The 10,607-nt window shown below is 74.9% G+C and carries 11 protein-coding genes; 7 read left to right on the forward strand and 4 right to left on the reverse strand.

The genetic code is table 11. The features are described from left to right. Positions 1-188 precede the first annotated feature (188 nt). Positions 189-761, reverse strand: a complete 573-nt coding sequence (locus tag FE634_RS16305; protein ID WP_148240776.1) for a TetR/AcrR family transcriptional regulator — start codon at positions 759-761, stop codon at positions 189-191. 22 nt (positions 762-783) lie between these two features. Here FE634_RS16305 and FE634_RS16310 point away from each other — a divergent pair, with 22 nt between their 5' ends. After that, a complete protein-coding gene (locus FE634_RS16310; RefSeq protein WP_187366732.1) occupies positions 784-2,025 on the forward strand; it encodes an MFS transporter in 1,242 nt (413 codons plus the stop codon). Between the two features lie 89 nt (positions 2,026-2,114). Next, positions 2,115-2,264, forward strand: a complete 150-nt coding sequence (locus FE634_RS21165; RefSeq protein WP_170981616.1) for a hypothetical protein — start codon at positions 2,115-2,117, stop codon at positions 2,262-2,264. A 39-nt stretch (positions 2,265-2,303) separates the two neighbouring features. On the opposite strand, the gene FE634_RS16315 is transcribed toward FE634_RS21165, so the two are convergent. Then, a complete protein-coding gene (locus FE634_RS16315; RefSeq protein WP_148240778.1) occupies positions 2,304-3,470 on the reverse strand; it encodes a saccharopine dehydrogenase family protein in 1,167 nt (388 codons plus the stop codon). 122 nt (positions 3,471-3,592) lie between these two features. Here FE634_RS16315 and FE634_RS16320 point away from each other — a divergent pair, with 122 nt between their 5' ends. Genes FE634_RS16320 through FE634_RS16330 form a run of 3 tightly spaced genes read left to right on the forward strand, consistent with a single transcriptional unit; the run spans position 3,593 to position 6,509 of the window. Next, the gene (locus tag FE634_RS16320; RefSeq protein ID WP_137294324.1) at positions 3,593-4,186 is read left to right on the forward strand and encodes a SigE family RNA polymerase sigma factor; all 594 of its coding nucleotides are present in this window, start codon (positions 3,593-3,595) and stop codon (positions 4,184-4,186) included. Next, the gene (locus FE634_RS16325; RefSeq protein WP_148240779.1) at positions 4,183-6,210 is read left to right on the forward strand and encodes a beta-propeller domain-containing protein; all 2,028 of its coding nucleotides are present in this window, start codon (positions 4,183-4,185) and stop codon (positions 6,208-6,210) included. Before FE634_RS16320 ends, FE634_RS16325 begins: the two co-directional genes overlap by 4 nt. A 29-nt stretch (positions 6,211-6,239) precedes the next feature. Then, entirely contained in the window at positions 6,240-6,509 is a 270-nt protein-coding gene (locus FE634_RS16330) for a DUF2277 domain-containing protein (protein ID WP_138876506.1), read from the forward strand. A 45-nt stretch (positions 6,510-6,554) separates the two neighbouring features. Here the strand turns inward: FE634_RS16330 and FE634_RS16335 are convergent, their stop codons facing one another. Continuing rightward, entirely contained in the window at positions 6,555-7,436 is an 882-nt protein-coding gene (locus tag FE634_RS16335) for a bile acid:sodium symporter family protein (protein WP_148240780.1), read from the reverse strand. Positions 7,437-7,540: 104 nt separating this feature from the next. Between FE634_RS16335 and FE634_RS16340 the strand changes: the two genes are divergently transcribed. Beyond that, positions 7,541-8,419: an NAD-dependent protein deacetylase gene (locus tag FE634_RS16340; RefSeq protein ID WP_148240781.1), complete on the forward strand. Its 879-nt coding sequence runs from the start codon at positions 7,541-7,543 to the stop codon at positions 8,417-8,419. Between the two features lie 72 nt (positions 8,420-8,491). On the opposite strand, the gene FE634_RS16345 is transcribed toward FE634_RS16340, so the two are convergent. After that, positions 8,492-9,178, reverse strand: a complete 687-nt coding sequence (locus FE634_RS16345) for a metal-dependent transcriptional regulator (protein WP_137294329.1) — start codon at positions 9,176-9,178, stop codon at positions 8,492-8,494. Positions 9,179-9,239: 61 nt separating this feature from the next. Between FE634_RS16345 and FE634_RS16350 the strand changes: the two genes are divergently transcribed. Beyond that, positions 9,240-10,580, forward strand: a complete 1,341-nt coding sequence (locus FE634_RS16350) for a cryptochrome/photolyase family protein (protein WP_262347457.1) — start codon at positions 9,240-9,242, stop codon at positions 10,578-10,580. The last annotated feature ends 27 nt before the right edge of the window (positions 10,581-10,607 follow it).

The raw sequence follows: 10,607 nt of genomic DNA on the forward strand, positions 1-10,607 counted from the left end.
CGCTGATCACTGACGGGTCACCGCTGGCCCGTCGCTGATCACTGACGGGTCACCGCTCACCCGTCGCTGATCACTGACGGGTCACCGCTCACCCGTCGCTGATCACTGACGGGTCACCGCTCACCCGTCGCTGATCACTGACGGGTCACCGCTGGCCCGTCGCTGACCCGTCGCTGATCAGGGACGGGTCAGCGGGAGGGGGTGGGCGGGCGGTCGACCAGCACGGCCGCCACCGCTCGGGCGACGCCGGGCGGCGAACCCCCGCGCAGCCGCATGCCGAGCTCGCCGGTGACGACCAGCATCAGCTCCTCCGCGAGCAGCGCGGCCCGCTCCCCCGCGACCGGGACGGCGAGCTCGGTGAGCCGGGCGCGCAGGGCGTCGGTCTCCCGACCGAGCGCGGCGGCCACCGCCGGGACCGGGTCGGCGTGCTCGGCCGCCGTCCCGAGGAAGGCGCACCAGCGCGCGCCGTCGGGGCGCGCCCGGAAGGCGTCGAGCGCGTCGAGGACGGCGAGCAGGCGGGCCCGGTCGTCGGCGGCACGTGCCACGGCGGCGTCCCAGACCTCGAGCCAGACCCGGTGCCGCCGGTCGAGGGCGGCGGCGACCAGCCCATCCTTGCTGCCGTAGGCGCGGTAGAGGGTCGCGGGCGAGACGCCGGCGCGCGCCAGGATCGCGTCGACCGGCGTCGCGGCGACGCCGTGGGTGAAGAGGAGCTCGTCGGCGGCGTCGAGGAGCTTCGTCTCGGTGCGCTCGCGGACGGCCATGGCCGTAGTCTACGGTGGCAAAGTGAAACGCACGTTATCGTTTGGTTCGCGCGAGACCGGCCTCGTCCTGGCCGCGACCTGCCTCGTCGCCGGCACCTACGGCCTGGTCCGCCTGGCCTACGGGCTGTTCCTGCCCGACATCCAGGCCTCCCTCGGCCTCGGCGCGGCGGCCGCCGGCCGGATCTCCTCGGGCTCGTCGGTCGCCTACTGCGTCGCGGCCGGTCTCGGCCTGCTCGGCGCACGGTGGCCGCGCGCGCTGGTCGTCGGCGCGCTCCTCACGGCCGCGACCGGGTCCCTGGGGATGGCGCTGGCCCCGGACCTCACGGTCTTCGTGCCCGCCGCCGTCCTCAGCTCGGCCGGGGCCGGGCTCGCGTCGCCCGCCCTGGTGGCGGTGGTGGCCCGCTCGGTCGCCCCGGGCCGTGCCGACCGCGCCCAGGCGGTGGTCAACGCCGGCACCGGTCCGGGGCTGGTGGCCGCGGCGGCGCTCGCGCTCGTGCTGCTGCCCGGGTGGCGCACCGGGTTCGCGGTCAGCGCGGCGTTCACCGCGGCGGCGGGCGTCGCCGTCCTGCTCCTCGACCGGCCGGTCGTGCCGCGACCCGGTCGCGAGGTGGCCCACGAGGCGGCCCGCGAGGTGCCCCGCCCGGGCGGGACGCCGTCCTGGCGACCGCTGCGGACGCCGGCCGTCGCCGCCGCCCTGCTCGGCGCCGCCTCCGCCGTCGTCTGGACCTACGGGAGGTCGCACGTCGTCGCCCAGGGCGCCGGCGACACCGCCTCGACCCTCGCCTGGATGACGCTCGGCGTGGGCGGGACGGCGACCGTGCTGACCGCCCGGCCACTGAGCAGCCTCAGCCCGCCGCGGGCCTGGCTGCTCACCCTCACCGGCACCGCGGCCGCGATCGCCGCGCTCGGTCTCGGCGCCGGGGCCCTGCCGGTCGCGCTCGTCGCGTGCGCGCTCTTCGGGTGGGGCTTCGTCGCCGCCACGTCGGTGCTCATCGGGTGGGCCGCCGGCGTCGCGCCCCAGCGGACCGCCGCCGCGACCGCGGCGTTGTTCATCACCCTGGTGCTCGGCCAGGCGGCCGGCTCGACGGTGGCCGGGGTGGTCGCGGACCACCTGGGGATGTCCGCGGCCTTCGTCGCCTCGGCCGGGGTCGCCGTGGTCGGTGCCGGGTGCGGCTGGCCGGGCTCGCGTCGGGCCGGCGCCGACGGGGCACCGACGGCCCCGCCACGGATGCCGCACGGAGAAACTCCCCGGATCCAGGTTTGAGACCGCTCGTAGGTGGTCAGGGAGTGGTGGGGTCCACGACCAGGGTCCCCGGCCCCGTCGGGCCGTGACTCACGAGGAGAGGTCCCGCCGTGACCGCAGAGCAGATCGGGTTGCCGCCCACCCCCGCGGTCCCCACCGTCGAGAGCACCCTGGTGACCGCGCTGCGGGTCCGCCGGCTGATCGCGCGGCTGGTGCTCGGCGACTCCCGCGACGGCGTCGGCCGCCGCGAGGCCGCCTGACCGCTCGCCGCCGCCCGACAGCTCGCCGCGGGCCGGTCGTCAGTCGACGACGGCGAAGGTGATCCCCCGCGCCTGGAGCCGGGCGAGCAGGTTGTCGCCCATCGCCTGCGCGGTGGTGACGCTGCCGGCCGTGGCCGGGTTGTCGTCGAAGGCCAGGCACAGCGCCGACTCGGCCAGCATCTTCGCGGTCTCGTCGTAGCCGGGGTCGCCGCCGGAGACGCGGGTGTGCAGGGTGCGGCCGTCGGTCTCGGCGACGAAGTCGACGGTGAACCAGGACTTGGCGCGCTTCGCCTCGTCGGGCCCCGAGCCCTGCGGGACCTTCTTGAGCAGCAGGTTGCGCACCGGCGGCACCTGCGCGGCCACGCCGAGGGCGCCGACGCCGACCATCGCACCGGCGGTGTAGCGCAGGGTCTTCAGGCCCGCGAAGTGCGCGTAGCGGAACTCCGGGCCGTAGACCGGCAGCGCGGCGCCGCTGCGCGCGACCACCTGCGGGTCGATCGTCGGCAGCGGCAGCAGCCACCGGCCGAGCACCTTGTCGCGCTGCGGCTTGCCGCCCACCGGGCGCGAGGAGCGGCCGTCGGTGGGCCGGCCCTGCGCGGCGCGCCGCTCCTTGGCGGTCGCGCCCATCTGCTTGGCCCGCGAGAACGCGCCGAGGGCGGAGTGGAAGGTGCCACCGGAGAACGTGCCCGCGGCCCGGACGACGCCGCGCATCCGCACCGGGCCGGTGGGCCGCAGCTGCTGGACGGTGAAGTAGGCGCCGAGGTCGTGCGGGATCGAGTCGAAGCCGCACGCGTGCACGATCCGGGCGCCGGTGCGCACCGCGGTGGCGTGGTGGTCGAGGTAGGTGCGGTCGACGAACTCCGGCTCGCCGGTGAGGTCGACGTAGTCGGTGCCGGTCTCCGCGCACGCCGCGACGAGCGGGCCGCCGAGCTGCTGGTAGGGCCCGACCGTGGTCACCGCGACCTTCGCGCGGCGCACGACGTCGGCGAGCGAGGCCTGGTCGCTCGCGTCGACGACGAGCAGCTCCAGCTCGCCGTGGTCGGCGCCCAGCCGCTCGCGGACCTGCTCGAGCTTCTCCCGGTTGCGTCCGGCCAGCGCCCAGCGCAGCCCCGTGGGACCGTGCTCGGCGAGATACTGGGCGGTCAGGCCGCCGGTGAAGCCGGTGGCCCCGAGGAGGACCAGGTCGAGGTCGCGCGCGTCAGCCATGCCGCCCATCGTGGCAGGAGCGCGAGAAGTTCTCCTCACCTGGTGGAACCCACCGCGGGGACCGGCCCGTCGTACCCACGGATCCACCGTTCCCGCCCACCCACCGAGCGCAGCCGAGGCCCATGGACCACCACAGCGACACCGACGCCGACTTCGGCGACTACGCCCGCGACGCGTGGTCGTCCCTGGTGCGGTCGGCGATCTTCCTCGGGTGCACGCCGCACGAGGCCGAGGACCTCGCCCAGACCACGCTCGTGCGCTGCTACACGGCGTGGCCGAGCGTCGCCGGGGCCGACAACCGGGCCGCCTACGTCTACCGGATGCTGCTCAACTGCCTGCGCGACAGCAAGCGCCGGCGCTGGTGGGGCGAGCGGCCCACCGAGCGGCTGCCCGACCGGCCCGGCCACCACGGCGACGCCGACGAGACGGCCCGCGTCGACACCGCGGACGCCGTCCACCGGGCGATGGCCGGGCTGAGCAAGCCCAACCGCGACGTCGTCGTCCTGCGCTACTTCGCCGGGCTCACCGAGAAGCAGACGGCAGCCGCGCTGTCGATCCCGGCCGGCACCGTCAAGAGCCGGCTCTCGCGGTCGCTGGCCCAGCTCGCCGCCGACGACCACCTGCGGGACCTCGGTCCCGGCACCGACCTCTCCGCGCCCGACCTCTCGGCGCCGAACCCCTCCGCCCCCGACCACTCCGAGGGAGCCACCTCATGACCGACCTCGAACGCCAGTGGGACGACCTGCCCGTCGGGCCCGTCCCCCTCGACGCCATCCTCCGCGAGGCCCGCCGCGAGGCGGCCACCGAGACCCGACGCCGTCCGGAGCGGCGCCTGAGGCGATCCCTGACCGGCGTCGCCGTCGTCGGTGGCATCGCGGCCGCCTTCGTCGCCGGCACCCTCGTGGTCCAGCAGGACCCGCCCGGCGAGCCTCCGCTCGCCGGCGGGCCCGGCGGCGGTGCCGCCGCGCCCGACCTCACGCCGGCGGCGTTCCACGGCGAGCTGCAGGAGCCGGCGTCCTGTGACGACCTGCTCGAGCACTACGTCGGCGAGGGGCTCGACCGGGTCTCCCGCTGGGGCTGGGACGGCGGCTACGCCGGGCGGGGCCTGCCGGAGGAGCTGCGCCTGGACGACGCCTTCATCTCGAGCGAGCAGTCCATGCGGAGCGCCTCGGCCTACACCTCCGTCGCGAAGGCGACCGAGACCGGCACCAACGTGCAGGAGGCCGGGGTCGACGAGCCGGACCACGTCAAGACCGACGGCGAGGTGCTGGTGCGGCTCCGCGGCGCCGAGCTCACGACGTACGACGTGTCCGGCGAGGAGGTCGCCGAGCTCGGCAGCCTCGACCTCGACGACTTCCACGACGGCGAGATCCTGCTCACCGGCGACCGCGTCGTCGCCATCGGCAACGACGGCACCCGCGGGTCGACCAGCGACGGCGCGGCCTACCGCTACGCCTACGCCGAGGTGCCCTCGCCGCAGACCCGGGTGCTCACCGTCGACCTCACCGACCCGGCCGCGCCCACCCTCGAGCAGACCGTCGACTACGACGCCTCACTCGTCGCGGCGCGCCAGCACGGCACCGACGTCCGGCTGGTGCTGTCGAAGGGGCTGCCCGACCTCGACCTCCGGCGGGGCGGGAACGCGCTCGAGGCGAACCGGCGGGCGGTCGAGGACTCCACCCTCGACGACTGGCTGCCGCACGTGGCGGTCGACGGCGGCGAGCCCACCGACCTGCTCGACTGCGACCGCGTCGCGATCCCGCGCGCCGACCTCGGCCTGGCCACCATGGCCGTGGTCGGCTTCGGCGCCGACGCACCCGGCGAGGTCGAGTCGCTCGGGCTGGCCGGTGACGCCCCGCTGACCTATGAGTCGACCGACCACCTCTACCTCGCCTCGAGCGGCCCCGGCGCCGACTGCTGGGACCTGTGCGGGCCCTGGCCGACCGCCAACGGGTTCGACGGCACCACCCACGTCTACGACTTCGCGCTCGACGGCACCGGGGCGTCCTACGTCGGCGCCGGCGAGGTCGAGGGCACGGTGCGCGACCGGTGGTCGATGGACGAGGCCGACGGCGTCCTGCGCCTGGCCGTGGGCCCGTCGTCGGAGACCGGCCGCTGGAACTCGATCGTGACCCTGCGCGCCGAGGGCGACGCGCTCGTCGAGGTCGGCCGGATCGACCGGCTCGGCGTCGACGAGGACATCAAGGCGGTGCGGTGGTTCGAGGACCTCGCCCTGCTCGTCACGTTCCGGCAGGTCGACCCGCTCTACGCGATCGACCTCGGCGACGTCTCGAGGCCGACGCTGCTCGGCGAGCTGAAGATCCCCGGCTTCTCCACCTACCTCCACCCGCTCGGCCCCCGCCGCCTCGTCGGCGTCGGCACGGGACCGCAGGGACCGCGCGGCGCGTCCGGCGCCCAGGCCGGGCTCTTCGACGTCACCGACGTCACCGACCCGGTCCGGCTCGACGTCCGGTCCTTCGGCCGCGGCACCTACGCCCGCGCCGGCGACGACCCGCGCCAGTTCACCTGGCTCCCCGAGCAGCGGATCGCCCTGACGGTCGTCTCCCGGGGCCGCACCGGGTACGTCGCCGAGCTGCGGCTCGGCGGGGGCCGGATGCGCGAGGAGCTCACCCGCGTGGAGTTCGGCAGCGACGTCGCCGAGGTCCGCCTGGTCCCCCTCCCCGCCGGCCGGGTGGCCCTGGTGACCGGCGAGGACGTCGACTTCCTCGACCTCGGCTGACTCCGGCCGGTTCGTCGTAGCCTGGGGGCATGTGCCGCAACATCCGCCCGCTCAACAACTTCGAGCCGCCGGCCACCGGTGACGAGGTGCACGCCGCCGCGCTGCAGTACGTGCGCAAGGTCGCCGGCACGACCAAGCCGTCGGCGGCCAACCAGGCCGCGTTCGACCGCGCGGTCGAGGAGGTGGCCCACACGACGCGGCACCTGCTGGCCGAGCTGGTGACGACCGCGCCACCCAAGAACCGCGAGACCGAGGCGGAGAAGGCCCGCGCCCGGGCCCGGCTCCGCTACGGCGCCTGACCCCTCCCTGCCCCCCGCCCCCACCCAGGAGGCGGGTCGTCCGGCCTAGGACGCGGCGGTCGGCGCGGCCGCCGGGCGGCGTCCGCGCGTGATCAGGAAGCCGAACGCCGTCGCCAGCACGTACATGACGACGCTGTAGACCGCGCTCGGGATGGCGACCTCGGTGCTGTCGAGCACGCTGAGCGCGATCGTGAGCGCCACGGTGGTGTTGTGGATGCCGATCTCCATCGCGCACGCCACCGCCTGCCGCTCCTCGAGCCGGAAGACCCGCGCCCCGAGGTAGCCCAGCGTCAGGCTGGCCAGGCAGAAGAGGGCGGTGACGGCGCCGACCTGCTGCACGTAGTCACCGAGGTTCTCGCGCTCGCCGAGCAGCGCACCGACGGCCACGACGACGAGCACGACGATCGAGAAGATCCGCACCGGCTTGTCGGCCCGGTCGGCGAAGCCGGGGTCGCGGCTGCGCACGACCATGCCGATCCCCACCGGGACCAGGACGATCGCGATGACCTGGACCACCTTGCCGAGCTGCAGCCCGAGGTCGCCGTCGGCGTCGAAGTGGCCGATCGCGAAGTTCGTGACGAGCGGGATCGTGAACGCCGCCAGCACCGAGTTGATCGCCGTCAGGCTGACGTTGAGCGCGACGTCGCCGTGGAAGAGGTGGCTGAACAGGTTGGCCGTCGTCCCCCCGGGCGAGGCCGCCAGGAGCATCACGCCGACCGCGAGCAGCGGGTCGAGGTCGAAGGCCGTGACCAGGCCGAAGGCGATGACCGGCAGCACCAGGATCTGCAGGACGAGCGCGACCACGACCGCCCTCGTCGAGCGCGCGACCCGACGGAAGTCGTCGACGCGCAGCGAGAGTCCCAGGCCGAACATCACGATGGCCAGGGCGATCGGCAGCCCGACGGTGATCAACGCGGAGTCGTCCATGCATCCCCCTGGGATCCGGTGTGGATCGTGCTGTGACGGCGGTCACGGTGGCGCACAGTCAACAGGACCAGCGCCGGTTGTGCAGCCCTTCGTAGGCTGGGGGCATGACCGGAGCCGACACCGTGGCGCCCCCGGACGTCGATCTCGTCGACGCGGCCCTCGCGCTGCTGGCCGACCGGCCGCTCGTCGTCCTCACCGGCGCCGGGCTGTCCACCGACTCCGGCATCCCCGACTACCGCGGCCCGGGCTCGACGGCCCGGACGCCGATGACCTACCAGGAGCTGGTGTCGGGCCCCGCCGCCCAGCAGCGCTACTGGGCGCGCTCGCACCTGGGCTGGGGCCGCATGGAGCGGGCCGAGCCCAACGCCGGGCACCGCGCGCTCGCCGCGCTCGACCCGACCCTGCTCATCACCCAGAACGTCGACGGCCTGCACGAGGCCGCCGGCTCGCGGCGCCTCGTCGCCCTGCACGGCCGGATCGCCGACGTCGTCTGCCTCGGCTGCCGGGCCACCACCTCGCGCGCCGCGCTGCACGAGCGGCTCGAGGCCGCCAACCCCGGCTGGGGCGAGCGGCACGCCGCGGTCGAGTCCCGCCCCGACGGCGACGTCGACCTCGACGACCCCGCCCTGTACGCCGACTTCGTCGTCCCCGGCTGCGGTGGTTGCGGCGGCGTCCTCAAGCCCGACGTCGTCTTCTTCGGCGAGAACGTGCCCAAGCCGCGCGTCGAGCGCTGCTACGCCGCCGTCGACGCCCTCGCGTCGTCCGGCGGGGCGCTCCTCGTCGCCGGCTCCTCGCTGACCGTGATGAGCGGGTTCCGCTTCGTGCGCCACGCCGTCAAGGCCGGCACCCCCGTCGTGATCATCAACCGCGGCCTCACCCGCGGCGACGACCTCGCCACCCTCAAGCTCGACGTCGGCTGCTCCGCGTTCCTCGGGGCGCTGGCGGCCGGGGCGGGATTTCCCCGGTCGACCGGGGAAGTCTGAACTGGGGGGCCGGGATATCGGCCGACAAGTTCAGGGATCCCCGGTCGACCGGGGAAATCCCGGCCGGCCGGCTCAGAGGCGCTTGACGAAGATGTGCTCGGCGGCCTCGGGGACGATCTCGGCGGTCTCGCCGCCGGCGCCCACCAGGACGCCGTCGGCGGTGGCGATGACGGTGATGGTCTTGTCGGGGAGGGCGCCGACGCGGCGCATCGCGCTCATCAGCGCCTCGTCCTTCTGCATCTCCTCCGAGATCCGGCGCACCAGGACGCGGCCCTCGACGTCGCTGGCGACGCGCGAGAGCGGCTCGACGTCGGTCATGAACGACTCGGGCAGCTCGGTCTGGCCGAGCTCGGCGAGGCCGGGGATCGGGTTGCCGTAGGGCGAGGACGTCGGGTGGTCGAGCAGCTCGATGAGGCGCCGCTCGACGGTCTCGGAGATCACGTGCTCCCAGCGGCACGCCTCCTCGTGCACGAGCTCCCACTCGAGGCCGATGACGTCGGTGAGGAGCCGCTCGGCGAGCCGGTGCTTGCGCATCACGCGGGTGGCGAGGCGGTTGCCCTCGTCGGTGAGCTCGAGGTGGCGGTCGCCCTCGACGGTCAGCAGCCCGTCGCGCTCCATCCGGGCCACGGTCTGGGAGACCGTCGGCCCGCTCTGGTGCAGGCGCTCGGCGATGCGGGCCCGGAGCGGGACGATGCCCTCCTCGACCAGCTCGTAGATGGTCCGGAGATACATCTCGGTGGTGTCGATGAGGTCGCTCACGAGAACCATTCTTACCCATCGGGGCGTGGCGTGCCGGACCGCGCTGCACCAGGGTGGTCCGGTGCCCGACCAGACGACCTCCGTGATGTGGTTCCGCCGCGACCTGCGCACCGCCGACAACCCCGCGCTGCTCGCGGCCCTCGCCGACGGACCGACCCTCCCGCTGTTCGTCCTCGACCCCGCGCTGTGGGGTCCCGCGGGCCCCTCGCGCCGCTCCTACCTGGTCGACAGCCTGCGCTCCCTGGGGCGCGACGTGCCCGTCTCGGTGGTCCGCGGCGACCCCGCGCAGCAGGTGCTGCGGGCCGCGCAGGAGGTCGGCGCCACCCGCGTGCACGTCGCCGCCGACTACGGCCCGTACGGCGCCCGGCGCGACGCCGCGGTCGAGGAGGCCCTCCGCGACACCGGCATCGAGCTGGTCCGCACCGGCTCCCCGTACGCCGTCGCCCCCGACCGCGTGACCAACGGCAGCGGCGCGTCGTACAAGGTGTTCACCCCGTTCTCGCGGGCCTGGGCCGAGCACGGCTGGCGCGGCCCGGCGGACCCGCTGCCCACCGACGCGCGCTGGCGGCACCTGAAGGAGACCGTCGACCTCCCCGACGTCGCCCTCCCCGAGGGCCTCGAGCTCCCCGACGCCGGCGAGGCGGCCGCGCACCGGGCGTGGGAGGCCTTCCTCGACAAGGTCGTCGACTACGACGGCGCGCGCGACCTGCCGGGCGTCGAGGGCACCTCGCGGATGAGCCACCACCTCAAGTACGGAGAGATCCACCCGCGCACCCTGCTCGCCGACCTCGCCGGCCGCGGGGGGAAGGGCGCCACCACCTACCGCCAGGAGATCGCCTGGCGCGAGTTCTACGCCGACGTCCTCTTCCAGCGGCCCGACAGCGCCCGCGAGTACCTGCGCCGGGAGTACGCCGCGATGACCTACGACGAGCCCGGCGCCGACTTCGAGGCCTGGTGCGAGGGCCGCACGGGCTTCCCGGTCGTGGACGCCGGCATGCGCCAGCTCCGCGCGACCGGGTGGATGCACAACCGGCTCCGCATGATCACCGCCAGCTTCCTGGTCAAGGACCTGCACGTCGAGTGGCAGCACGGCGCCCGGCACTTCCTGCACTGGCTGGTCGACGGCGACCTCGCCTCCAACAACCACGGCTGGCAGTGGACGGCGGGCAGCGGCACCGACGCCTCGCCGTTCTTCCGGGTCTTCAACCCGACCAGCCAGGGACGCAAGTTCGACCCCGACGCCGCCTACGTGCGCACCTGGGTGCCGGAGCTCGTCGACGTCGAGGACCCGCACGACCCCAGCCCCGAGGCCCGCCGCCGGGTCGGCTACCCCGAGCCGCTGGTCGACCACGCGGCCGAGCGGCTGGAGGCCCTCGACCGCTACCAGGCCATCAAGAAGTAGCCCCCCGGCGGCCAGTAGCGTGGTCGA

Origin of the sequence: Nocardioides sp. S-1144, from assembly GCF_005954645.2 — a bacterium.
GTDB classification, from domain to species: Bacteria; Actinomycetota; Actinomycetes; order Propionibacteriales; family Nocardioidaceae; genus Nocardioides; species Nocardioides dongxiaopingii.